Below are 21,692 nucleotides of genomic sequence, written 5' to 3' on the forward strand. Positions count from 1 at the left end.
ACCCCAACCCTCTCCCCGGAGGGGAGAGGGGGGCGATGTGGCACTGCCAGCTATCCAAGCGTCCCCTCTCCCCTCCGGGGAGAGGGCTCGGGTGAGGGGAAGTGGGAATGGATCTGGGACTTGGGGGCAAACTCGCCGTTGTCACCGGTGGCAGCGTCGGCATCGGCCTCGCCGTCGCCGAAGGCTTCGCCGCGGAAGGGGCCAACGTGCTGATCACGGCGCGCGGCTCGCAGCGGCTGCATGCCGAGGCGGCCCGGATCGGTGCGAAGTACGGGGTCGAAGCGCACGGCGTCGCCGCCGACGTCGCAACCGCCGAGGGCTGCGCCAAGGTGATCGCGGCGGCGGCGCAACTGGGCGGCGCGCACATCCTGATCAACAATGCCGGCACCGGTTCCAACGAGACTATCGCCGAAGCCGACGACGCCAAGTGGCAGTACTACTGGGACCTGCACGTCATGGCTGCCGTCCGGCTTGGGCGCGGGCTGGTGCCGCAGATGAAGGCGCACAAGTGGGGCGCCATCGTCCACAATGCCTCGATCTGCGCCGTGCAGCCGCTGTGGTACGAGCCGATTTACAACACCACCAAGGCCGCGCTGATGATGTTCTCCAAGACGCTGGCCAACGAAGTGGTCGGCGACAACATCCGCGTCAACACCATCAACCCCGGCCTCATCCTCACGCCCGACTGGATCAAGACCGCGAAGCAACTGGCCGGAGACGACGGCTATCAGGCCCATCTGCAGGGCGTCGCCAACGAAGCCGGGGGCATGAAGCGCTTCGCCACCCCCGAGGAACTGGCGAACTTCTTCGTGTTCATCTGCTCGGACAAGGCGAGCTACTCCACCGGCTCGACCTATTTCGTCGACGGCGGCTGGCTGAAGACGGTGTAGCTACTCCGCGGGTTGCGCCGCCGCCGCGAGGCGTTCGCCGCGCACGACGCTCCAGATGATGGGGATGGCGACGAGCGGCACGAGGACGAACAGGCCGTAGAGCCAGTTCGAGGCGCTGATCGTGGCGGCGATGGTCTGCGCCGATGCCAGGCCGGCGGCGTTGACGATGACGCCGGCAAGCGCCGCGCCGAGGCCGGCGGCAAAGAGCTGGACCATCGAGATCGAGGCGGAGGTGAGGTCACCCTGGCCGGTCGGCGCGGCCTGCAGCAGCCGGGTCGAGACATGCGGCCACGAGATGCCGATGCCCAGCCCGAGCAGCACGAGGGAGACGCCGACGGGCAGGAGCGGCAGCAGTGCGCCCGCGGTGTTGTCGCGGCCGAGGAACAGCGCGAGCCCGAAGGTCGCGACCAGTTGCAGGATCGGGCCGAGGACGAGGACGAAGCGGGCGCGGCTGCCCGTCCAGCTCGAGGTCACCACCGAGCCCGAGCTCCAGCCCACGGCGACCAGCGCCACCATGTAGCCGCCGATCAGCGGCGACTGGCCATGCAACTGCTGGATGAACAGCGGCACGAACATGTCGCAGATGATGGCGAGGTTGAGCAGCAGCATGGCGGCAAACAGCGGCGCCAGCACCGAGCGCGGCGAGAACGCGCCGGTCGGCAGCAGGTGAGTTTCGCGGCGCTGGTCGATCACGCCCAGCGCGATGATCGCCAGCACCGCGAGTCCGACCAGGAGCGCAGGCAGCATCGCGCCCTCGGTCAGGATGGAGGCTACCGATACGGCGGCAACGGCGCCGATCAGCAGCACGATCTGTGCGACGGGGAAGGTCGCCATGCCGCGCTCGTCGCTGCGGGCAGGGATGACGCGGAAGGCGAGCAGCCCGAGCAGGCCGGCCAGCGGCACGAGGAACCAGAAGGCCCAGCGCCAGGCATCATAGGTGGCAAAAAGGCCGCCGATGGCCGGGCCGATCAGGGTCGACACGCCCCAGACGCTCGAGATCAGCGCGAAGGCGCGGCCCCACAGGGCTTCGGGGAAGACGATGCGGATCATGGCATAGCTCATGGCGGTGAGCAGGCCGGCGCCGAAGCCCTGCACGGCGCGCCCGACCAGCATCGTCTCCATGTTCGGCGCATAGCCGCAGATCAGGCTGCCGAGCGCGAAGCCGAGGGCTGCGAGCACATAGCTGCCGCGCGGGCCGATGCCGAAGGGGCGCACCGCGGCGAAAATCGAGGCGATGATGGAGGCGACGATGAACACCGTCGTGTTCCAGGCGAACAGCTCGAGCCCGCCGATGTCGGCGACGACCGAGGGGAGGAGCGTCGAGCCGATGAAGGTCTCGATGGCCTGCAGGCCGACGCCGCCGGCAAAGACGGTGACGGCAAGGGCGCGGCCGTCGGCGAACAGGTCGCGCCAGCCGCTGCTGGTGGTGTTCATGGTTCTCGAATCCCGTGGGCTGTTCAAAGCGTTGGCGAGTGTCTACAACCTCAAGCGTGGTTGAGGTAAAGAGGGTATCTGAGGAAAAGTGTCGCGCGAACTGACGGTTGGGCAGGTGGCGGAGCGGAGCGGGCTGGCGGTGTCGGCGTTGCACTTCTACGAGCGCAAGGGGCTGATCCGCAGCCATCGGACGGCGGGGAACCAGCGGCGCTACGACCGCGACGTGCTGCGGCGGCTGGCCATAGTGCGGATGGGGACGGAACTCGGGATTCCGCTCGCCGAGGTCGCCGAGGCGCTGTCGCAGGTGCCGGTGGGGCATACCCCGAGCGCCGAGGATTGGCGAAGGATGTCAGAGCTTTGGCACGACAAGCTCAACCGTCGAATCGTGCTGATGACGCGCATGCGGGACGAGCTGAACGGCTGCATCGGCTGCGGCTGCCTGTCGACAACCAGCTGTCCATTGATGAACATCGACGATCACCTGCGCAGCGAGGGGAGCGGTCCGCGACGGCTGATGCGCGCGGGCGAGGACACCTACCAGAGCTGACTGGACCGGGGTGGAACTCGACCCGTTGCTCCGGCAAAGGACCACAGGAGCGTCACCATGGACTGGGCAACTTCCATTGGATTTCACGACACGCACCACACCGCGCAGTACATCATCGTCATCCGGCTGCTGGTGGCGGCGGTGCTCGGTGCGGTGATCGGTTTCGAGCGCGGCAGCACGCACGGCACGGCCGGTCTCAGGACGCACGTCCTGATTGCGGTCGCGGCCGCCCTGTTCACGTCGCTGGCCTTCGAGATCTACGACCAGGCGCTGGCGGGCGGCAGCCAGACGGCCGATCCGATCCGTGCCATCGAGGCGGTCACGGCGGGCATCGCCTTTCTTGGGGCCGGGGCAATCTTCCAGCAGCGCGGCAGCGTGCACGGGTTGACGACCGGGGCGGGGATGTGGCTCTCCGGCGCCGTCGGCGTCGCGGTGGCGCTCGGCTACTACCTGATCGCGGCCGGGGTGGCGCTGCTGGCCGTGCTGGTGCTCGCGGCGCTGCGGGCGTTCTCGCACCAGGTGGTGAGCGCCGAGAACGAGCACGTTAGGGAGGGAACGGAGCCTTCTGAAGATCGTTGAGCCGAGGTCCCAACAGGAGGCAGAGAAGATGCCGTCCACATCCAAGGCCCAGCAGAGGGCAGCCGGCGCGGCGCTCAGCGCCAAGCGCGGCGAAACCAAGGTCAGCGCGCTCAAGGGGGCGTCGAAGTCGATGTATGAGTCGATGAGCGAAACCCAGCTCGAGGAATTCGCCGAAACCAAGCGCAAGGGCCTGCCCGAGCACAAGAAGCCGACCAAGCACTAGCTATTTTCCCCGGTGTCATCGCAGCGAAAGCTGGGACCAATTTCTCAGCTGGCGCAGGGGCAGAGTTGGGTCCCTGCTTTCGCAGGGATGACACCCGTGGTTGGTTCAGCCAAAGCGTGAAAGCACCACCTTGCCACCAGCTAGGCAGCGCCGGGGGAGGGCACTGAGTACCCGCCTCCCCGCACGGCTGGAGCAGACCCCGGCCGCGCCAACCCTTACTGGGGCACCGGGGTCGGGGAGTTCGACTGCTCCAGGTCCTCGGGCGCCGGCAGTTGCGGGTCGGCGCCTTCGCCGAACACCTGCTGGCCGTCATTGTCCCAGATGCGGACGATCTGGCAGGCGGCGAGGTCGTCCTTCGCGCATTCGAGCTTGACGACGGCCTCGAGGCTGGCACGGTCCTGCTGGTCGCAGACGAACTTGTGCCAGTGCGCGCCTTGGCTGTGCTGCATGAAGATGTCGGCGACCCAGCCGTGCGGATAGCACCACAGGTTGGTGGCGCAATCCTCCTCGCCCAACCCGCTCTGCTGCATGCACTGGCTGACGGCGCATTGCGTCGCGTCGGCCAGCAGCGGCCCGAAACACACCCCCAGGCCCGCCTCGGCGGCCTGCGCGACGGCGATGCCGTTGAAGGCCGGCAGCACGAAGCTGTCCACGCCTTCTTCCTGTGCGAGCACGGGCGCGGCCAGCAACCCCGCCGTGGCGGCGAGAAACAGGACAGATCGGAACATGGGGTGCCTCCGGCGTGACAGCGGAGGTGGAAACTGCGGTGATCCGGGTCGGCGGTCAAGCGCGGTCGCGGAGGGAGACGCCGCGACCGCGCCCTGCCTGCCGACCCGGATCACCAGGCCCGCCGCAACCGGGAGCGCGTATTTACCGGAGAGGGCGGGGCGGCGTCAGGAGGGTCGCGCCCCGTCTCTCCGGTGTCAGCGGCCGTCGCGTGAGGGAACGCGACAGGCCGCCGGTTGGACCGACGCTTGGGGTCGTCGGTCCGCCGTTCTCAGGCCGCAGGGATTTCGGCCGAGAACGGAAGTCAGGAAGACGGGGAGCGCATTTGGGAATGCAGTCGGCAGTGGCCTGCCTCGAGCAACGCGCTCCCCGTCCGGCACGTAACCTGTGGACGCAGTGATTACGTGCCAACCGCATCCAGGTGCTGGTTGCGCACCCAGAAACTCACGATTGCCGCCGCTTCGCGACGGAAGGAATTGATGTCGGCCTGGCGCTCGAACACGGCATCGGCGCCGGCATCGTGCAGCACGTCCCTGACCTCGCGCTCGAGCGAGGGGGCGATGGCAGCGATGAGCAGGCTGCGCCCGTCACGCATGCCGCGCAGCCTGGCGATGTAGTCGCGCGTGGCCGTCGAGGAGTGCTTGAGGTCGACGATCACAAGGCCGGGCAGCGCCGCGGCGTCATCGTCGAGCAGCTTGCCGAGCTCGGCCGTGGCCAGCGCCTCGCCGTTGAGCCAGCTCACCGAGGGCGCGCCATGGGCGAGCAGCATCCGGATCATCAGCCGGGCGGAATGCGAGTCGTCGTCGACCAGCGCCATGTAGGGCTGGCCGGCACCATAAGCGTCCATGATGGTTCCTTCTTGCCGCGCAGGGCGGCAATTGGCCGATAACTCCGAGGTAGTCGGTTGACTGGCCGCAGGCCCTGGGAGCGCCGGAACGCGTCGTTGCGTATTCCCCGAAGCCAAGGGTGGAAGTGCCCGCTGGCTGACTGCGCTGTGCTGCGACGGTCCGGCATATGAAGGTTCGATGACGGTCCGAGAAGGCAAACGCATGTAACAAGTCGGTAACAAGCCTTGTGATTAACATGTAAACCGACCAGTTTACGCCGTCGGTCGACCGCAAGGGGATTCTCGTGAGCGACAGCATTCCGCCCCGCGAGGAGGTGGAGGCCGCCCTGGCGCGTGCCACCGAGTGGCCGGGACTGGCGCGTTCGCCGCAATTGGTGAGGTTTCTCAATTACATAGTCGAGGCGCGTCTCGCCGGAAACGAGACTGCGATCAAAGCCTATTCGATTGCCGTGGACGTGTTCGGGCGGCCGCCGAGCTTCGATCCGCAGAGCGACCCGATCGTGCGTGTGCAGGCCCGGCGGCTGCGTTCGGCGCTGGAGGAGTATTACAGCGACGCCGGGCGCGCGGAGAGCATCAGGTTCAGCCTGCCGGTGGGACGTTACATCCCCGAATTCGTCCGCGTGGGGGCCGATGGCGTCCTCGAACAGCCCAGGGTGGTCGCGGCGCCGGAGCCCGTCGAGCCGGAAACGCAACGTCCGATCCTGGCCCGATTGGACGACATCATCCTCATCATCATGCTGACCGGGGTAGCGCTCGGCATCGCCCTGATCACCACGCAGGTGCTGAACCAGCGGGGCCCGCGGCTGGCCGTGCCCGAACTGCCGCGCGTCTCTGTTGCCGAGTTCACCTCCGTCGCTGCGGCCAATGCCGCCAGCATCAGCGTCGCCGGCCTGGCGGTGGAACTGGTCACCGACCTCGATCTGTTTCCCTATGTCGAGGCGGTCTATCTCCGGCGTCCCGGCGACGCCGGCGAACAGCCGGCTGCATTCGAACTGACCGGGATTGCCCGGACCGACGGAGGCGAGGTGCAGATCACCGCCAGCCTGAAGCGATCGGGGTCGGATGCCGCCATCTGGAGCATGACGCAGAAGCTGCCCGCCGCAGAGGTGCCGGCCAGCCTCGACCGCCTGTCGGGCGCCTTCGCCGATCAGCTAGGGGCGATCGATGGGCCCCTCCATGCCGACACCATCCGGTGGCTCGCCGACCACCCGGACCTCTCGGGCTACGAGACGGAGTATCTGTGCGGCGTGCTGTTCACGCTCTATCGCGAGAAGGCGGTGGCCGCCGATGGGCAACGGGCGCGGGCCTGCGTGGCCGGCCTGCTCAGGGCGCAACCCAAGTCCGCCGCCGCCCTGGCGATGAGCGGAACGCTGCTGCTGGATGCGACCCTGCGCACGCAGCCGCCCGGCGCAACCGACCCCGAGCCACTGGCCGAGGCGGAACGGCGGATCGAGCAGGCGATCAAGCTGGCCTCGACCTCAAGCCAGGTCTGGCGCGAGTATGCCTTCTACCTCGAGCAGACCGGCCGCTTCGGAGAGGCGGCGGCTGCCTTCAATTCCGCGCTCCAGCTCAACCCCTCAAACCTTGATGCGGTCGCCGGATACGGTCGCCTGCTGCTCCTTCAGGGTCCGTCCGACAAGGGGCGGCAACTGGCGGAGGAGGCGTTGCGTCGATCGCTTTCGGCACCCGCCTGGTATCACGAGGCAACGGCGTTTGACGCATTGCGCACGCACGCCTACAACCGCGCGCTGTCGGAAGCCGAGGCGCTGTTGAGCGGCGACGCCGAAATGGCTTCCGTCATCGGGACCGTGGCGGCGAGCCGCCTCGGGTACCAGGACGTGCTCAATCGTTATATCGCGCAACTGCTCGAGGTGACGCGGTTTCGCCGCTTCGGTATCCTACCGGTACTCCGCCAGCGGCTCGGCGACGACGCCCTGGTTCTGGAGATTGCCCGCGAACTGGCCGCGGCGGGAATCGACCGGGCGGCGCTGGACGGGCCGTAAGCGGCAGATTTCGACCCGTAGTTACTGGAGTTTCCATGGTTTTCCGCGCCCTCGTCACCGACCGCCCAGTTGGAGGAGGCGTGGCCAGTCGGGTCGAGTCGGTCGACGAATCGCGCCTGCCGCAAGGGGACGTGCTGGTGTCGGTCGAGTGGACCGGACTCAACTACAAGGATGCGCTCTGCCTCGCCGGGCAGGGCGGGCTGGTGAAGACCTATCCGCACGTGGGGGGCATCGACTTCGCCGGCCGGGTGATCGAGAGCGGCGATGCGCGCTACCATCCGGGGCAGGCGGTGCTGCTGACCGGCTGGCGCGTCGGCGAACTCACCTGGGGCGGCTTTGCGCAGCGGGCGCGGGTGAAGGCCGACTGGCTGGTGCCGTTGCCCAAGCGGTTCTCGAGCCGCACCGCCATGATGCTGGGGACGGCGGGGCTCGCGGCGATGCTGGCGGTCAACCGGCTGCAGGCCCAGGGGGTGAAGGCGGGTGACGGGGAGGTCCTGGTCACCGGCGCTGCCGGCGGGGTCGGCAGCATCGCGGTGCTGCTGCTCGCGCGGCTGGGCTATCGCGTCGTCGCCGGAACGGGCCGTACGGAGCGGGCGGAGCTGCTCACGCGGCTCGGGGCAAGCCGCATCGTCGGCCGCGACGAGTTGCTGGCGGGGTCGGGCAAGGTGCTCGGCAAGGAGATCTGGGCCGGGGCCATCGACAATGTCGGCGGTCCGCTATTGGGCGAAGTGCTCAAGGGCGTGCGCCGTGGCGGCGCCGTGGCCGCGGTGGGCAATGCCGGCGGGCGGAACTGGGACGCCAGCGTGATCCCGTTCATCCTGCGCGGCATCTCGCTGTGCGGCATCGACACGGTGATGCAGCCCTACGAGGCGCGCGTGGCGGCCTGGGACCGGCTGACGACGCTGTTCGTGCCGGCTGCGTTCGAACCGGTGCTGACGGAGGCGGGCCTCGAGGACCTGCCCGGGCTGGCCGACCGGATGCTGAAGGGCGAAGTTGCCGGCCGGGTGATCGTCAATCCGCGCGATCCGTCGACCTGAGGGCTCCGCGGGCCGGGCGCCCCTCACCCTGACCCTCTCCCCAGAGGGGCGAGGGGACGTTTGTGGCGCTGCCGGTGAGCCCCCTCGCCCCTCTGGGGAGGGCTGGGGTGAGGGGGTAGTCCCACGTATCGACGTCAGTGCAAGGCGGTCTTCGAGAACAGGTTGATGACGAGCACACCGGCCATGATCAGCGCCATGCCGACGATGGCCGGCAGGTCGAGCAGCTGTTTGTAGACGAGCCAGCCGGCCAGCGAGATCAGCACGATGCCGACGCCGGACCAGATGGCGTAGGCGACGCCGACCGGCATGGTCCGCAAGGTCAGCGACAGGAAATAGAAGGCGACGACGTAGCCGGCGATCGAGATGGCCGAGGGCCAGAGCTGGGTGAAGCCGTCGGCGGCGCGCAGCGCCGTGGTGGCGATGACCTCGGCGACGATGGCGACGGAAAGGTAGAGGTAGGCGATCATCGAGGTTCGCTCCGCTGATGCCCTTTCATCCACGGAGTCAGTCCCGCGAAAGCGGGAACCTCTGATCTGATGCCGCCCGCAGCATCGCAAACGGAGCTCCCCGCTTTCGCGGGGATGACCCGGTGAGGGTGGGGGATGACCCCGTGGTGGAGGCGGGACGGTGCCAACCCGTCAGCCAAAATACTTGCCGGCCAGCCGGACGAAGGCGGCGCCGCGTTCCTCGAAGTTCCTGAACGCCTTGCCGGGGGCCTCGAGCTGGCCGTAGCTCGGCGCTCCGGGCGAGAGGATGACCGTGTCGAACTTCGCCTTGCGGCCCGCCAGTGCCTTCAGCGCCTCGTCCAGCGTGCCGGCCTCGATGACTTCGATCTCGGGCGCCGCGGCGTAGGTGAGCGTGGCGAGGCGGTCGCCGGTGACCGGCAGGCACACGAGCACGGTGACGCCGCGCGGGGCGAGCAGCTGCGCGAGTTCGGCATAGTCCTGCTGGCGCTCGTGGCCGCCGGCGACGAGCGCGAGGCGCGTACCTTCGTAGGCGGCGAGCGCCGCCTTGGTGGCCTCGGGGGTGGTCGAGATCGAGTCGTTGACGAAGGTGACGCCGCCGATCGCATGTTCTTCGAGCCGGTGCGGGAGCGGGGCGAACTTGCCGATGCCGCGCACCACGCCTTCGAGGTCGGCGCCGGCCCGCATGGCGATCTGGGCGGCCAGCACGGCGTTGTTCAGATTGTGTTCACCTTTGAGGCGGCTGCGCGACACCGCCGTGGCAATGCGGTCATGAATGAAGGGCGCGAGCGGGGGGATCAGGCGCTTCTGGTCGCGCAGCGCCGCCATGACCAGCGGGTGGCCGAGCGCCCCGACGCCGAGCGCCACCGGGAACGGGGCGTCGCGGTCGATCAGGTTGAGCTTGTCGGCATAGTAGCGCTCGACGGTGCGGTGCCAGTCCGTATGCTCGGGCGAAAGGTTTGTAATTGCTGCGATATCGGGCGTGAACGCCATATCGGCAGTCTGGTAGCTCGAGAGCTCGAAGACGATGATCGGGTGCTTGTCGGCGATCTCGAGCGGCGCGAGGCCGACATTGCCGGCGAGGCCGGCGTCGAGGCCGGACTCGGTCAGCATCAGGTGGACCAGCGTCGCCGTCGTCGACTTGCCCTTGGTGCCCGAGATCGCGATGACCTTGCGCCCGGCGCGATATTCCTCGCCCCACAGGTTGAGGTTCGACGTGACGGCGATGCCGGCCTCGCGCGCCATGGCGAAGACGGGGCGATAGCGCGACACGCCGGGGCTCTTGACGATGGTCGAAAACAGTTTCGAGTCAATGGCTTGCGTCAGGTCGGCGGGGGCGATGAAGGTCGTGTCCTCGACATCGGCCTCGCCGCTGTCGACGGTGACATAGACCCTGGTGCGCGGGGCCTTGGCCTTGATGAAGGCGCGGGTGGAGCGGGCCTCGCGGCCGGCGCCGTAGAGCAGGACGGGTTCGTCAAAGCGCATGCGGGGCGACTCGCTCGAAGATGTCCCTCGGGATGAGGTGTTCTGGGCTATCGATCATCAGTTCGGCAAGGGCATCGTCGAGGCGCTGGCTGCCGTATTGAGTCAACAGGTCGGGCTTGAGCATTGAAACGATTGGCTCATCAGCCCAGTCGGGGTGCCGGGTGAGGGCGTGGAGGCAGGCCGCCGCTTCCTCGATCTCGCCGACACATTCCCACGGCTTCTGCCCCGCGAGGCCGGTGAGCTCGCGGAACGAGCGCTCGTGATTGGGCTGGGCGAGCAGGTCCTGCCCGAAGATGGAGATGAGGCGGGCCTTGTCCATCACGGGCGCGAAGATCAGGAAGACGAAGTGGCACTTGGGGCACTTGCCGCACCACAGCGGACCGGCGTGGCCGGCGAGCTTGAAGTTCTCGTTGCAGCTCGAGAACACCTGGTCGAAGCGCCGGACGCGAGCGAACAGCGCGGCGATACGGGCCTCGGAATAGGGGCGGAGCAGCGAGAAATAGCCGAGGGCGCCGCCGGTGGCGTCACCCAGCACCTCGGCGATCAGGCGCTCGAAGTCGAGCGACTTGGAGTGCTGGTGGTTGGCCTCGCGGCCGTCGAACTCGACATTGCCCTCGCTGGCCGAGCGCTCGTTGGAGAGGATGATGGCGTTGTAGGAAAAGAGCAGCGCGGTGAGCGCGGCGATCATCGAGTTGATCGCGGTCGAGGGGACGTGGCCGTTGTAGTAGCCGGGTTCCTTGCCCAGGCGGATCATCTCGGGGTCGAGCGTGCGCTGCACGTAGAGGGCGGGACGGCCGATCCTGTCGATGGAGCCGAGGATCGGACCCTTGGGGTTGACGGCGAAAGGCGTGAAGTCGAGGCCCGCGGCTTCCAGCAGCTGCTCGCTGACCAGCGAATCCTTGCCGCCGCCGATGGGGAGGAGGGCCCGGCCGGCGAGGACGGGAGGGGCGGGCCGCTCGCCTGATGCTTCGGCCGCCTCGATCTCGATCAGGCCGAAGCGCTTGAGGCTGTTGCGGGCGTAGAACTCGCCGAGGCCATTCTCGTAGACGTCGAGGGCGAAGGCGCGCTCGCGGGCGGTGAGGGGGAACGCCACCTCGATGCGGGTCGGGGCGCGCAGCTTGTAGTAGCTGACGCCGAGGACGAGCGCGGCGAGGCTCAGCAGCTTGAGGAAGGCCGGGGACCGGGCCGCTTCGGCATCGCCGCCGGGCGGAAAGGCGAGCGTTTCGGTGAAGCGCAGTTCGTTGACGCGGTAGCCGAAGCGCGCGATGCCCGTGGCCGGGTCGAAGGCAGGCGGCTCGATGGCAAAGGTTTCGGTCACGCTCAATAGATCCGCAGGCTGAGTCGCAGGACTATATCGGGAGACAGGCGCTGGAAGCCAAACTCGCGCAGCGTGCACTGCCAGGCGGTGCCGAGGCGCTGGATCGAGAACAGGTTGTAGCGCGCCGGATCGTGCCCGCCGGTGTCGCCCTGCGCCGCGCCCGCCGCGGCGACGCCGACCACCGGCACATCGCCGTTGGGGCCGGGGATGGCAAAGATCGAGGACTGGTGCGTGTGCCCGTGCAGGATCAGCTCGGCGCCGTGGTCGGCCACGGCCTTGCGGAACAGCCTGGCCCCATAGAGGCCGAGTCGCGGATGGGCCTGCTCCTGGTTGGGCGGATGGTGGATGAGCACGACGCGGAAATAGCCGCCGTCGCCGAGCAGCTCGAGGCAGCGCGCGAGCCGGTCGGCCTGATCCTGCTCGAACCGGCCGGCGGCGACCCAGGGCAGGGTGGGCACGGCGCTGTTGCACGAGATGATGGCGACGTCGCCGACGCGGCGCACAAAGGGGAAGTCGGACGGATCCAGCGTCTCGCCGCGCACGTAGCCGCCCCAGCGATCCATGCCCCTGGCGAGCTGGCCGGGCAGGTAGGCATCATGGTTGCCGGGGCAGAGGCACACCTGCTCGGGCGGGCCGACCGTCTCGAGCCAGTTGTGCGTCGTGTTGTATTCCGCATCGAGCGCGAGGTTGACGAGGTCGCCGGTCACGACGGTAAAATCGGGGTTCTGCTCGCGCATGTGGCGGACGAGCCTGGTCAGGCCCTCGCCGTCGAGGGTCCGCTCCCGCTTGAGCTTCCAGTTGAGGAAGCCGGTGATCCGCTTGTTCATCAGGTCGCGCGCCCGAACGGGGGGGAGCGGCGCCAGATGAATGTCGGAAAGATGCGCGAGAGTGATCATTGCGGGCGTAATGCCATGCGGCGCTCGGCAAGAAAATGGCCTAAATGGCGCTGCGTTGCCCGAGGACATCGAGGTTACTGACATGAGGATGAGCGCCTGGCAGACTCTGCGCACGTGGGCGCACCTGTTTCTCGTCGGCGTCAGGCGGCGGATGGTGCTCGGCGCCCGGGCGGTCCTGATCGACGGCGACAGGGTGCTGCTGCTGCGCCATACCTATATGCCCGGCTGGCATTTCCCGGGGGGCGGCGTCGAACCGGGGGAGACGGCGGAAGCAGCGGCGCGACGCGAGGCCGAGGAGGAGACCGGCTACCGGGTCGAAGGGCCGATGACCATGCTCGGGCTCTATCTCCAGGTCAACGCCGCGACCAACCGCGACCATGTGGCCGTCTATGTCGGCCGGCAGGTCCGGCAGGTGAGGCCGTTCGTGCCCAATGGCGAGATCGCCGAGATCGGCTGGTTCGCCTTCGACGCGCTGCCCGAGGGCGCCAGCCCCGGCACGGCGCGCCGGGTCGCCGAGATCGCGACGGGGGCGCGCGACTTGCCCCGATTGTGGTAGGCACTGGCCATGTCACCGGACGGAGGGGCTGAGTTGGACTACGGATTTGCATTCAGGCCGGGGGAACTCGACCGGGCGGCGCAGCTGCGGCCGGCCGACGCGGCGCGGGGCGACGCGCGGGCGCGGGCGCTGGTGTTCTGGCGCGGCAAGATCCTCGCCGACGAGACGGGCCGGCCGGTACCGGTGGCGCTGGACCACCCGGCCTTCGTCGATGCGCGCGAGGCGCCGCTGTTCGTCGGGCTGACGCCGGACGGACCGCGTTTCGCGGTGGACCTGCCGCTGTGGTCGCCGCCCGAGGATGCGACGACGATCGGGCAGTTCATCGACCAGAGCCAGCAGGTGCACCCCGGATTTCCGGAGGCGAAGTTCGTCGAGATTCGCGGCCTGATGCCGCGACTGGCGCGCCTTGACGGCGAGTGCATCGCCACCGGCCGCGCGCTGATCGGCTGGCACGCGGCGCACCGGTTCTGCGCCAATTGCGGTGCGCCGAGCGCGGTGGAGAGCGCCGGCTGGGTGCGCAAGTGCCCGCAATGCGGCACGCAGCACTTTCCGCGCACCGACCCGGTGGTGATCATGGCGATCACACGCGGCGACCGCCTGCTGCTTGGGCGCAGCCCGGCCTGGCCGGAGCGCATGTATTCGCTGCTCGCCGGCTTCGTCGAGCCCGGCGAGACGATCGAGGCCGCGGTGCGGCGCGAGACGCTGGAGGAGAGCGCCATCAAGGTCGGGCCAGTGCAGTACATCGCCTCGCAGCCCTGGCCGTTCCCGATGTCGCTGATGTTCGGCTGCCACGGCGAGGCGCTGAGCGAGGAGATCACGGTCGACCCGATGGAGCTGTCCGACGCGCGCTGGGTAAGCCGCGACGAGGTGCTGCAAATCCTGGCCGGCGCGCATCCCCAGATCAACCAGCCGAGGCCCGGGGCCATCGCGGGCGCGCTGATCGAGGCCTGGGTGCACGGCAAGCTGTTCGACGCGGGGTACTGGGGGAACTGAGGGGGCAGGGGCTCTGTCCTCCGCTCGGGGGGAGAAGGTGCCCGAAGGGCGAAGGGTGCAGAGGCGCTGCGGCTCGATTCGGCCGTGAAGCGCTTCAGATCGACAGCACCACGGCCCCGCGCTTGCGGCCGCTGTCGACATAGGCATAGGCCTCCCGAATCTCTTCGAGCTGATAGACGCGGTCGATCACCGGCTTGATCTTGCCGGCTGCCAGCAGGTCGGCCAGCAGCTGCAGGTCCTCCGGCCGCTCTGCCGAAGTGCCGCCGACGATGCGCCGGCCGCCCTTGGGCCGGCGGAACATGTCCTCGGGCGCAGCCAGCACGGCCAGCAGGGCCCCGGTCGGCGCGAGGATGGGTTCGCATCGGGCGTAAGGGGCATTCCCGACCGTATCCATCACCAGATCGTAGACGTTGGACTCCCTGGCGAAATCGGTCGTCGCATAGTCGATCACCCGGTGGGCCCCGAGCGAGCGCACCAGCTCGGCGTTACCCGCACTGCAGACGCCGGTGACCTCGGCGCCGAAATGCCTGGCCAACTGCACGGCGTAGGCGCCGACACAGCCCGAGGCGCCGTTGACCAGCACCTTCTGCCCCGCCTGGATCCTGGCCCGGTTGAAGAAGTCGAGCGCCGTGACGCCGCCGAACGGCACGCCTGCTGCGTCTTCGAACGAGAGGTTCTGCGGCATCAAGGCGACGCATTCGCTCTCGCGCACCAGCTTGTACTCGGCATGGCAGCCAAAGACGTCGATGCCGAATACCCGGTCGCCCGGCTTGAACCTGGTCACCGCCTTGCCGACCGCCTCGACCGTTCCGGCGAACTCCACGCCCAGCACCTTCCTGCGCGGCCCGAAGATGCCGATCATCAGCCGCCCGGGGATCGCGAACGGCTCTGGCAGGTTGAAGGCCCGAAGCCGCGCATCGCCGGAGGTAACCGAACTCGCCGCCAGCTTGACGAGAAGGTCGCGCGCGCCCGGCGCGGGCTTGGGCACCTCCTCGATCGAAACGACATCCGGGGGGCCGTACTTCTTGTAGACAGCAGCTCTCATGGCATCCTCATTATGGGGCGGGGTTCAGTCTAGGGGGGCTCTTGGGTCGGCCGTCAGCCCTTGGGCGGTTCGGCCTTCCACTGGAAGACCTCGCCGATCGGCACGCCGAACACCTCGGCGATGCGAAATGCCGCTTCCAGCGACGGCGAGTATTTGTTCTGCTCGATAGCCGCGATGGTCTGCCGGGTCATGCCAATGCGATCAGCCAGCTCCTGCTGCGTCATCTCGTCATGGTCGAAGCGCAACCGTCGGATCGTGTTGGAAATCGGCGGCGCGGCCATCAGCCGAGCACCCGGAAGCGGACGATGATGATGATCTCGGCCAGCAGATTGGTGGCGACGGCGGCGAACAGCAGCGCGTTGGCCATGACGATGGCAAAGCTTCCGACCGGATCGGCTGGAAAGCCTGCCGCAAAGTCCCTGCCCCAAAGCAGGGCCGCCGCCGAAATGCCGAGTACCGCCCACTCGAACAGCGGCTTGGTCAGCCTGGCCGCGCCGCTTTCCATCTGCTTTTCCAGCTCGTCGGGGCTGGCGCCAAAATCCTTCAGCCGCCGCCGGGAGGCGAGCAGGTTCAGGCCGAGCAGGAGGACCAGCGTGATCCCCATGCAGGCGAGGAACAGCGTCCACAGCGCCTGCCCATCGAGCGCGCGCGCGCTGACGCCGCGCCAGACTTCGGAAAAATAGTACCCCCACACCACCAGCGTGGTGATGACGGCGATCCATGCCGTTTTCTCGCGGAAGGCCATCTGACGCGCTCCATGCACATTTCCTGGGCGCTATATCTAGTATTTCTGACGTGATGTCTATTATTTTTAACATAGCGACGAAGATTTTTGGCGAGGATGGACCCGAGCGCCCCAACGGACCTCACGACACTTCTCTCCACCGGTCGCGCTCGTGGCTGAGAGGGCCGACGTCGAGGGCGAGGCTTGATCCACCGCAGTTCTTTCGCGAAGGGCCGCTATTGGCGTCGCGAAACGGACGTTGCCACCCCCTCAGCGGCGACTGGAAAGAAGGCCGCCTCACTCTCACCATGCCGCCGCTATACCCCTCACGCCCATCACGATTTGGCAGGAAAGCCACAATCGGAGGAGGCGGGCTTGAAATTCGACTGCAGGTCCATGATTTTGCGTGGACGCGTTGCCGGCCATGGTGCTAATGCGCGTTTCAGGCGTCAGGAGGCGCCCAGGATGGAGAAGGCTTTTCACGTGACCCGACGACCGTAAGCGGTCGCAGCCGGCCCTGCCGTTTGCCGGCATGTATGTCCTCGTCTCTCGAATTCCTGGACTCGTCACATGATCGCGCCGTCCCTCTCCGTCGCTGCCGACGCTGCGCCCTCGCAAGCCGGCATGCCCACCGTTCGCTTCGCCACCCCCGAAGACGACCCGTTCGTCGAGGACCTGCAGGCCATCGCCTTCGGGCCCGGCCGCTTTGCCCGTACCGCTTTCCGCGTCCGCGAGCGCTTTCCGATCGACACGTCGCTGAGCCTCATCGCCGAGGTCAACGGCGTGCCGTGCGGCTCGGTCTGGATGACGCCGATCAGTGTCGGCGGCATCGATGGCTATTTGCTCGGCCCGCTGGCGACGCATCCCGATTTCCGCAAGCGCGGCGCCGGCAAGCTGCTGGCGAAAGAGGTGACCCGTCTTGCGCTCGAGCGCGGCGAGGGCAGCTTCGTGCTGCTGGTGGGCGATCGCGACTACTATTGCCCGCTCGGCTGGGTGCCGACGGAACTGGGCGCGATCGAGTTTCCCGGCCCGGTCGACCCGACCCGCGTGCTGGTCTATTCTGCCGATCCTACCATGGCCACCCGGCTCAAGGGTCCGATCAAGGCGTTCGGAGCCGGTACGCGATCGTAGTCTCCTGGTTGCCGCGCTTTCGAACCGGAAAAGCCTGCAACTTTTCCTGAAAGCACTCCGGGACGGTTCGCGGTGCAGGACGAGAACGCACTCATCGAGAGAATCAGCGGCCGGCTGTTGCGCGAACCCCAACCGTTCGACGCGGGCGCCGGCATGCTGCCGGACTGGGTTCCGGAGGTTCCGCACAACCGCCCGCCGGTCCACGCCGCGGTGCTGATCGCGCTGGTGCGACGGGCGGACGGGCTCTCCATCCTCTATACCGAGCGCTCGCCGGAACTGCGGTCGCATTCCGGGCAGATCGCTTTTCCCGGCGGCAAGGTCGACCCGACCGACATCGACGCGGCCGATGCGGCGCTGCGCGAGGCCTGGGAGGAAGTACGCCTGGACCGGAGCAGCGCACGGGTGCTCGGCTACCTGCCGCTCTACTACACGGGCACGAACTACCTGATCACGCCGGTGGTCGCCGTGGTCGAGCCGCGCGCTCCGTTCGTGCCCAACCCCAGCGAGGTCCGGTCGGTCTTCGAAGTGCCGCTGAGCTATCTCATGGCGCCGGGCGGCTTCACCACGTTCCGTATCCAGCGCAACGGGCGCGAGCACAGCACCTGGCAGATCGAGCACAGCGGGCTTGTCATCTGGGGGATAACTGCCAACCTGACGCGTCGCTTCCACGATCTGGCGCTGGCCCCGGAGGGCGGTTGAGCAAGCCTGGCAACATCAATGACCTGCTGAAGCGCGCCGAGTGGCTGATGCGGCCGGAAACGCAGCGCATGCTGGCGCTCCTTGACGGCGCGGCCGGGCGCGCGCGCGTCGTCGGCGGCATCGTGCGGGACACGCTGCTCGAGCTGCCGCACCATACGGCCGATCTCGATATTGCCACCGAGCTCCAGCCCGACGAGGTGACGCGGCGGGCGGAAAAGGCGGGGCTATCGGTCTATCCCACCGGCATCGAGCACGGCACGGTGACGCTGCGGCTCGACGCGCTGACCGCCGAGGTGACGACGTTGCGCGAGGACGTCGAGACCGACGGCCGCCGCGCCGTGGTGCGCTTCGGCACCGACTGGCGGGCCGACGCGATGCGGCGGGACTTCACCCTCAATGCGCTCTACGCCGACATGGACGGCAGCCTGTTCGACCCGCTGCACGGGCTCGACGACTGCCTGGCGCGGCGCGTTCGCTTCATCGGCGAGCCGGCGCAGCGCATCGCCGAGGACAGGCTCCGGGTGTTCCGCTTCTTCCGCTTTTCGGCCAGCCATGGCAAGGAGCAGCTCGATCGCGACGGGCTCGCCGCGTGCGTTGCGGCGGCGGGGACGCTCGGCAATCTTGCCGCCGAGCGGATCGGCGCCGAGATGCGCAAGATGCTGGGCTTGCCGCGTGTCGCCAAGACGCTCCGGGTGATGCGGGAGGCGGGAATTCTCGGGCTGAGCGCCGAGACGGTGGCGCTGCTGCATGCTCACGAGCGCCGGGCGCGCCGCCCCGGTTTTCATGCGCGCCTCGCACTGATCGGGTCGCAGGGCGACCCGGGGCAGCTGCAACGCATGTGGCGGCTCTCCAACGACGACGTGGCCGCGGCTGCCTCGATCCTCGCGGCAGCGCGGTTGATCATGGATTTCCGCCTGAACGAGGCGGCCTACCGCTACCCCGCAGCCATCGCCGATGCGGTGGACGTCGCCGCGACGCTGGCGAACTGGGGCGATGCCGGCCGGCTGGCCGTGGTGGAGCAGCTGCAGCGCCTCGACGTGCCGCGCTTCCCGCTCCGCGGCAACGACCTGCTGTCGCTCGGCATGCCGCCGGGCCGGGCGGTCGGGCTCGAACTCGAGCGGCTCGAACTCGCCTGGATCGAGAGCGGCTTCGCCCTCGATCGGGAGGCGCTGCTGGGAATGGTCGCGCGCCCCTAGGCCAGCGTAACGCCCTTGTCGTGGATGCGCGCCTTGATCTCGTCGATCATGTTGGGGCGGATAGTCTCTTCCTGATGCGCGGTGCGCAGATGCTCGGCGGCCCGCCGCACCACTTCGGCCGCGTCCGGGGCTTCGGTATGCCAGCGGCAGCCGGGGACCAGCGTCCCGCATTCAAACGACTTCATGGTCTTTCTCCATCGATGCCGGCAGGGCATGAGGCCGCAACAATGCGGCAATGGCAGGGCGGGTCGGCGTGGTTCCGACTTCGATCTACTTGGTGCAGATTTACCAAACGTCCACGAATGCGGGTGGTAGATACTGGCGAGTGGCCAAGTAGATTGCGGCATGGGCAAAATTGTTCATGATGGAGATGGGGATCGCGCGGCACTCGTTGTTGTGTGCGACGAGAGTTCTTTTGCCCATGCGGCGGCGATGGCGGGCGCCCTCGGAGCGCGCGTGCTGGTGGTCGGGACGTTCAGCCCCGAGGAACTGCCGGACGCCGGCGAGGTGATCGTCGATGTCGACCTGCGCGACATGCGCTCGATCGATCTGGTCAAGCATGCGCTCGACTACGTCCCGGGCGGCCGGGCGCGCACGTTCCTCATCGATGACGGCAGTTCGGAGCGGCTGTTGCGGGTGCAGGCCAATGCGCTCGGCGCGACGCGGCACCTGCTGCGCAAGCATGCGCTGGCGCAACTGCTGCGCGAATGCTCGGTGGTCGAGCGGCACAAGCGGAGCGCGCGCGAGATTGCGCAACTCGCGGCAGCGCCGGGCGGCATCTCCAGCGCGCGGGCCGAGGACTCGCTCGCCGAGCTCTTCCACGGGCTGCTGAGCAACCAGCCGATGTCGCTCAGGGGCGTCTCTGCCGCGGCGGCCGGCGTACTGGCGAGCGTCGGCGAGGTGGGGCCGGCGCAGTGGCTGGAGACGGTGCGGGCGCATCACGAAGGCACGTTCCAGCACTGCCTGCTGGTGACCGGCGTGGCGGCGGGATTTGTGCGTGGCGCACGGCTGGGCGCGACGCAGGCGGGGGCGCTGATGAACGCGGCATTGCTGCACGACATCGGCAAGGCGGTGATCCCGAAATACATCCTCGACAAGCCCGGCAAGCTGACGCCCGAGGAGTTCGGCGTGATCCGGCAGCACCCGGTGGCCGGTCACGACTACCTGAAGCGCCACGGATCGGTACTGCCCGGGATCCTCGATGCGGTGCGGCACCACCACGAGGCGCTGGACGGGAGCGGCTATCCCGACGGGCTCAAGGGCGAGGCGATCGCGCCGCTGACGCGCATCCTGACGGTATGCGACGTCTTCGCCGCCCTGGTCGAGACACGGCCCTACAAGACGACGCGCACACCGACCGAGGCGGTCGAGGTGCTGATCGACATGACACTGACCAGCAAGATCGACTACGCGCCGGTGCGGATGCTGGCTTCAAGCTTCGGCGTCGTCCTGCCGGCGACGGTAGGCGGCCTGGTGCAGCAGGTCGCCGGGGTCAGGGCGCGGGGGTGACGCGGCTCAGGGCCACTTCACCTCGGGCGGCATGGAGGAGAGGATGGAGGTGACGTTACCGCCGGTCTTCAGGCCGAACGTGGTGCCGCGGTCGTAGAGCAGGTTGAATTCGACGTAACGGCCGCGGCGGATCAGCTGCTCGTCGCGGTCGGCTGCGGTCCAGGGCGTCTCGAAGTTGCGGCGCGCGAGGCGCGGATAGATGTCGAGGAAGGCACGGCCGACATCCTGGGTGAAGGCGAAGTCGGCGTCCCAGTCGCCGGAATTGTGGTTGTCGTAGAAGATGCCGCCGATGCCGCGCGGTTCCTGCCGGTGCGGCAGGTAGAAGTAGTCGTCGCACCATTTCTTGTAGCGCGGGTAGTCGACGCCATGCGCCTCGCAGGCGGCGCGATAGGCAGCGTGGAAGTCTACGGAGTCGGGATCCTCCTGGGTGCGGCGCCGGTCGAGCACAGGCGTGAGGTCGCCACCGCCGCCGAACCACCACTTGCCGGTGACGATCATGCGCGTGTTCATGTGCGCCGCCGGTACGTTCGGGTTCCAGGGGTGGATGATCACCGAGACGCCGGCGCTCCAGAACTCGGCGCCCGCCTCCGTATGGGGCATCTGCCGAGCGAACTCTTCCGAGAATCGGCCGTGCACGGTCGAGATGTGAACGCCCGCCTTTTCGAACACGCGGCCGTGCAGCATGCCCATCTCGCCGCCACCGCCGGCCTGCCGGTCCCATGCGGTGACCTCGAACCTGCCGGCCGGGCGATCGGCAAGGGGGCCCTGGACGTCGGCCTCGACGGACTCGAGGGCGGCGCAGAGCTGGTCGCGGAAACTGCGGAACCAGCCGGCGGCGAGTTCCTGCTTTGATTCAATGTCGGTGGGCAAGGTCATGTGAGGGCTGCGAAAGCGTTGGTCTGGCGGAGCGCTTCCCCTAGCACGAGGCTGCCGGCCACGGCCACGTTGAGCGAGCGCATTTGTTGCCGCATGGGGATGCGGACGCGCAAATCGGCGTCGGCGGCGACCTCGTCGGGCACGCCGGCGCTCTCGCGGCCGAGCACCAGCACGTCGCCGGGGCGGTAGGCGGCCTCGTAGGCGGAACTGCTGGACCTGGTGGTGAGCAGCACCATGCGACGGCCGCTGGCGCGGCGCCAGGCGTCGAAATGGGCGTAGCTGTCGTGCTCGGTGTAGTCGGCATGCTCGAGGTAATCGAGGGCGCCGCGCCTGAGTGTTCGCTGCGAGAACGGGAAGCCGGTCGGGTGGACGACATGCACGCGCACGCCGAGGCACGCACCGAGGCGGAGCAGGGTGCCCGTGTTCTGCGCGATGTCGGGCTGGTAGAGAGCGAGTTCGACGGACATGATTCCTGAGTGGCTTCGTTGACTTTTCGGCGGTTGCTATAGTGTCG

Annotated in this window: 25 protein-coding genes; 12 read left to right on the forward strand and 13 right to left on the reverse strand. The window is 68.1% G+C overall.

Annotated elements, in window-relative coordinates:
* The first annotated feature begins 107 nt into the window (after positions 1–107).
* On the forward strand, positions 108–890 hold the full coding sequence (locus J0I99_RS07735) for an SDR family oxidoreductase (protein ID WP_291396960.1): 783 nt from the start codon (positions 108–110) through the stop codon (positions 888–890).
* Here the strand turns inward: J0I99_RS07735 and J0I99_RS07740 are convergent, their stop codons facing one another.
* Positions 891–2,324, reverse strand: coding sequence for an MFS transporter (locus J0I99_RS07740; RefSeq protein WP_291396961.1), 1,434 nt, complete (start codon positions 2,322–2,324; stop codon positions 891–893). It lies immediately after the preceding gene.
* Between the two features lie 88 nt (positions 2,325–2,412).
* Here J0I99_RS07740 and soxR point away from each other — a divergent pair, with 88 nt between their 5' ends.
* From soxR to J0I99_RS07755, 3 genes are read left to right on the forward strand one after another with little or no spacing between them, the layout of a single operon-like run.
* Entirely contained in the window at positions 2,413–2,871 is a 459-nt protein-coding gene (gene soxR, locus J0I99_RS07745; RefSeq protein WP_291396962.1) for a redox-sensitive transcriptional activator SoxR, read from the forward strand.
* A gap of 57 nt (positions 2,872–2,928) precedes the next feature.
* Positions 2,929–3,450: an MgtC/SapB family protein gene (locus J0I99_RS07750; protein ID WP_291389929.1), complete on the forward strand. Its 522-nt coding sequence runs from the start codon at positions 2,929–2,931 to the stop codon at positions 3,448–3,450.
* Positions 3,451–3,478: 28 nt separating this feature from the next.
* Entirely contained in the window at positions 3,479–3,673 is a 195-nt protein-coding gene (locus J0I99_RS07755) for a DUF3008 family protein (protein WP_291396963.1), read from the forward strand.
* Between the two features lie 215 nt (positions 3,674–3,888).
* On the opposite strand, the gene J0I99_RS07760 is transcribed toward J0I99_RS07755, so the two are convergent.
* Both J0I99_RS07760 and J0I99_RS07765 read right to left on the reverse strand, forming a co-directional pair.
* Complete coding sequence (locus J0I99_RS07760; protein WP_291389926.1) at positions 3,889–4,401, reverse strand: hypothetical protein; 513 nt, start codon at positions 4,399–4,401, stop codon at positions 3,889–3,891.
* A gap of 398 nt (positions 4,402–4,799) precedes the next feature.
* A complete protein-coding gene (locus tag J0I99_RS07765; RefSeq protein WP_291389925.1) occupies positions 4,800–5,246 on the reverse strand; it encodes a hypothetical protein in 447 nt (148 codons plus the stop codon).
* Positions 5,247–5,560: 314 nt separating this feature from the next.
* Here J0I99_RS07765 and J0I99_RS07770 point away from each other — a divergent pair, with 314 nt between their 5' ends.
* Positions 5,561–7,249, forward strand: a complete 1,689-nt coding sequence (locus tag J0I99_RS07770) for a tetratricopeptide repeat protein (RefSeq protein ID WP_291396964.1) — start codon at positions 5,561–5,563, stop codon at positions 7,247–7,249.
* A gap of 35 nt (positions 7,250–7,284) precedes the next feature.
* Positions 7,285–8,286 carry an MDR family oxidoreductase gene (locus J0I99_RS07775; protein WP_291396965.1) on the forward strand — a complete coding sequence of 334 codons (1,002 nt, stop codon included), beginning with the start codon at positions 7,285–7,287 and terminating at the stop codon, positions 8,284–8,286.
* 134 nt (positions 8,287–8,420) lie between these two features.
* Here the strand turns inward: J0I99_RS07775 and J0I99_RS07780 are convergent, their stop codons facing one another.
* The 4 genes from J0I99_RS07780 to J0I99_RS07795 all read right to left on the reverse strand — a co-directional run bounded on the left by J0I99_RS07780 (position 8,421) and on the right by J0I99_RS07795 (position 12,533).
* Positions 8,421–8,753, reverse strand: coding sequence for an SMR family transporter (locus tag J0I99_RS07780; RefSeq protein WP_291390187.1), 333 nt, complete (start codon positions 8,751–8,753; stop codon positions 8,421–8,423).
* A gap of 171 nt (positions 8,754–8,924) precedes the next feature.
* Positions 8,925–10,235 (reverse strand): UDP-N-acetylmuramoyl-L-alanine--D-glutamate ligase, encoded by a 1,311-nt coding sequence (murD, locus tag J0I99_RS07785; protein WP_291396966.1) that lies wholly within the window; start codon positions 10,233–10,235, stop codon positions 8,925–8,927.
* Positions 10,225–11,553, reverse strand: coding sequence for a hypothetical protein (locus tag J0I99_RS07790; protein ID WP_291396967.1), 1,329 nt, complete (start codon positions 11,551–11,553; stop codon positions 10,225–10,227). The genes murD and J0I99_RS07790 overlap by 11 nt, the downstream gene beginning before the upstream one ends.
* Before the next feature lie 2 nt (positions 11,554–11,555).
* Positions 11,556–12,533, reverse strand: coding sequence for a metallophosphoesterase (locus J0I99_RS07795; protein WP_363278139.1), 978 nt, complete (start codon positions 12,531–12,533; stop codon positions 11,556–11,558).
* On the opposite strand from J0I99_RS07795, the gene J0I99_RS07800 reads away from it, so the two are divergent.
* On the forward strand, positions 12,532–13,005 hold the full coding sequence (locus J0I99_RS07800) for an NUDIX domain-containing protein (RefSeq protein WP_363278141.1): 474 nt from the start codon (positions 12,532–12,534) through the stop codon (positions 13,003–13,005). The two genes, J0I99_RS07795 and J0I99_RS07800, sit on opposite strands and share 2 nt — an antisense overlap.
* Positions 13,006–13,038: 33 nt before the next feature.
* On the forward strand, positions 13,039–13,998 hold the full coding sequence (nudC, locus tag J0I99_RS07805) for an NAD(+) diphosphatase (protein WP_291396968.1): 960 nt from the start codon (positions 13,039–13,041) through the stop codon (positions 13,996–13,998).
* A 94-nt stretch (positions 13,999–14,092) separates the two neighbouring features.
* Here the strand turns inward: nudC and J0I99_RS07810 are convergent, their stop codons facing one another.
* Genes J0I99_RS07810 through J0I99_RS07820 form a run of 3 tightly spaced genes read right to left on the reverse strand, consistent with a single transcriptional unit; the run spans position 14,093 to position 15,788 of the window.
* Positions 14,093–15,043, reverse strand: a complete 951-nt coding sequence (locus J0I99_RS07810) for an NAD(P)-dependent alcohol dehydrogenase (protein ID WP_291396969.1) — start codon at positions 15,041–15,043, stop codon at positions 14,093–14,095.
* Between the two features lie 53 nt (positions 15,044–15,096).
* Positions 15,097–15,324, reverse strand: coding sequence for a helix-turn-helix transcriptional regulator (locus J0I99_RS07815; protein WP_291396970.1), 228 nt, complete (start codon positions 15,322–15,324; stop codon positions 15,097–15,099).
* On the reverse strand, positions 15,324–15,788 hold the full coding sequence (locus tag J0I99_RS07820) for a hypothetical protein (RefSeq protein WP_291396971.1): 465 nt from the start codon (positions 15,786–15,788) through the stop codon (positions 15,324–15,326). The genes J0I99_RS07815 and J0I99_RS07820 overlap by 1 nt, the downstream gene beginning before the upstream one ends.
* Positions 15,789–16,337: 549 nt before the next feature.
* Between J0I99_RS07820 and J0I99_RS07825 the strand changes: the two genes are divergently transcribed.
* The 3 genes from J0I99_RS07825 to J0I99_RS07835 all read left to right on the forward strand — a co-directional run bounded on the left by J0I99_RS07825 (position 16,338) and on the right by J0I99_RS07835 (position 18,793).
* The gene (locus J0I99_RS07825) at positions 16,338–16,898 is read left to right on the forward strand and encodes a GNAT family N-acetyltransferase (RefSeq protein WP_291396972.1); all 561 of its coding nucleotides are present in this window, start codon (positions 16,338–16,340) and stop codon (positions 16,896–16,898) included.
* A gap of 72 nt (positions 16,899–16,970) precedes the next feature.
* Positions 16,971–17,597 carry a CoA pyrophosphatase gene (locus J0I99_RS07830; protein WP_291396973.1) on the forward strand — a complete coding sequence of 209 codons (627 nt, stop codon included), beginning with the start codon at positions 16,971–16,973 and terminating at the stop codon, positions 17,595–17,597.
* Positions 17,594–18,793, forward strand: coding sequence for a CCA tRNA nucleotidyltransferase (locus tag J0I99_RS07835; protein WP_291396974.1), 1,200 nt, complete (start codon positions 17,594–17,596; stop codon positions 18,791–18,793). Before J0I99_RS07830 ends, J0I99_RS07835 begins: the two co-directional genes overlap by 4 nt.
* Here the strand turns inward: J0I99_RS07835 and J0I99_RS07840 are convergent.
* The gene (locus tag J0I99_RS07840) at positions 18,790–18,978 is read right to left on the reverse strand and encodes a DUF1059 domain-containing protein (protein ID WP_291396975.1); all 189 of its coding nucleotides are present in this window, start codon (positions 18,976–18,978) and stop codon (positions 18,790–18,792) included. The two genes, J0I99_RS07835 and J0I99_RS07840, sit on opposite strands and share 4 nt — an antisense overlap.
* 247 nt (positions 18,979–19,225) lie before the next feature.
* Between J0I99_RS07840 and J0I99_RS07845 the strand changes: the two genes are divergently transcribed.
* Positions 19,226–20,302, forward strand: a complete 1,077-nt coding sequence (locus tag J0I99_RS07845; RefSeq protein ID WP_291396976.1) for an HD domain-containing phosphohydrolase — start codon at positions 19,226–19,228, stop codon at positions 20,300–20,302.
* Between the two features lie 6 nt (positions 20,303–20,308).
* On the opposite strand, the gene hemF is transcribed toward J0I99_RS07845, so the two are convergent.
* Together hemF and J0I99_RS07855 are read right to left on the reverse strand one after the other, a co-directional pair.
* Positions 20,309–21,178 carry an oxygen-dependent coproporphyrinogen oxidase gene (hemF, locus tag J0I99_RS07850; protein WP_291396977.1) on the reverse strand — a complete coding sequence of 290 codons (870 nt, stop codon included), beginning with the start codon at positions 21,176–21,178 and terminating at the stop codon, positions 20,309–20,311.
* Complete coding sequence (locus tag J0I99_RS07855) at positions 21,175–21,645, reverse strand: tRNA (cytidine(34)-2'-O)-methyltransferase (RefSeq protein WP_291394146.1); 471 nt, start codon at positions 21,643–21,645, stop codon at positions 21,175–21,177. Before J0I99_RS07855 ends, hemF begins: the two co-directional genes overlap by 4 nt.
* Between the last annotated feature and the right edge of the window lie 47 nt (positions 21,646–21,692).

The sequence above is a fragment of the Devosia sp. genome (assembly GCF_017307495.1).
In the GTDB taxonomy this organism is placed as follows: Bacteria; Pseudomonadota; Alphaproteobacteria; order Rhizobiales; family Devosiaceae; genus Devosia_A.

Excerpts from the sequence above, each read along its gene's own strand:
- J0I99_RS07735 (WP_291396960.1), top strand. The coding sequence starts at position 108 with ATGGATCTGGGACTTGGGGGCAAACTCGCCGTTGTCACCGGTGGCAGC.
- J0I99_RS07740 (WP_291396961.1), bottom strand. The coding sequence starts at position 2,324 with ATGAACACCACCAGCAGCGGCTGGCGCGACCTGTTCGCCGACGGCCGC.
- J0I99_RS07750 (WP_291389929.1), top strand. The coding sequence starts at position 2,929 with ATGGACTGGGCAACTTCCATTGGATTTCACGACACGCACCACACCGCG.
- J0I99_RS07755 (WP_291396963.1), top strand. The coding sequence starts at position 3,479 with ATGCCGTCCACATCCAAGGCCCAGCAGAGGGCAGCCGGCGCGGCGCTC.
- J0I99_RS07760 (WP_291389926.1), bottom strand. The coding sequence starts at position 4,401 with ATGTTCCGATCTGTCCTGTTTCTCGCCGCCACGGCGGGGTTGCTGGCC.
- J0I99_RS07765 (WP_291389925.1), bottom strand. The coding sequence starts at position 5,246 with ATGGACGCTTATGGTGCCGGCCAGCCCTACATGGCGCTGGTCGACGAC.
- J0I99_RS07775 (WP_291396965.1), top strand. The coding sequence starts at position 7,285 with ATGGTTTTCCGCGCCCTCGTCACCGACCGCCCAGTTGGAGGAGGCGTG.
- J0I99_RS07780 (WP_291390187.1), bottom strand. The coding sequence starts at position 8,753 with ATGATCGCCTACCTCTACCTTTCCGTCGCCATCGTCGCCGAGGTCATC.
- murD (WP_291396966.1), bottom strand. The coding sequence starts at position 10,235 with ATGCGCTTTGACGAACCCGTCCTGCTCTACGGCGCCGGCCGCGAGGCC.
- J0I99_RS07800 (WP_363278141.1), top strand. The coding sequence starts at position 12,532 with ATGAGGATGAGCGCCTGGCAGACTCTGCGCACGTGGGCGCACCTGTTT.
- J0I99_RS07795 (WP_363278139.1), bottom strand. The coding sequence starts at position 12,533 with ATGTCAGTAACCTCGATGTCCTCGGGCAACGCAGCGCCATTTAGGCCA.
- J0I99_RS07810 (WP_291396969.1), bottom strand. The coding sequence starts at position 15,043 with ATGAGAGCTGCTGTCTACAAGAAGTACGGCCCCCCGGATGTCGTTTCG.
- J0I99_RS07815 (WP_291396970.1), bottom strand. The coding sequence starts at position 15,324 with ATGGCCGCGCCGCCGATTTCCAACACGATCCGACGGTTGCGCTTCGAC.
- J0I99_RS07820 (WP_291396971.1), bottom strand. The coding sequence starts at position 15,788 with ATGGCCTTCCGCGAGAAAACGGCATGGATCGCCGTCATCACCACGCTG.
- J0I99_RS07825 (WP_291396972.1), top strand. The coding sequence starts at position 16,338 with ATGATCGCGCCGTCCCTCTCCGTCGCTGCCGACGCTGCGCCCTCGCAA.
- J0I99_RS07840 (WP_291396975.1), bottom strand. The coding sequence starts at position 18,978 with ATGAAGTCGTTTGAATGCGGGACGCTGGTCCCCGGCTGCCGCTGGCAT.
- J0I99_RS07845 (WP_291396976.1), top strand. The coding sequence starts at position 19,226 with ATGGCGGGCGCCCTCGGAGCGCGCGTGCTGGTGGTCGGGACGTTCAGC.
- hemF (WP_291396977.1), bottom strand. The coding sequence starts at position 21,178 with ATGACCTTGCCCACCGACATTGAATCAAAGCAGGAACTCGCCGCCGGC.
- J0I99_RS07855 (WP_291394146.1), bottom strand. The coding sequence starts at position 21,645 with ATGTCCGTCGAACTCGCTCTCTACCAGCCCGACATCGCGCAGAACACG.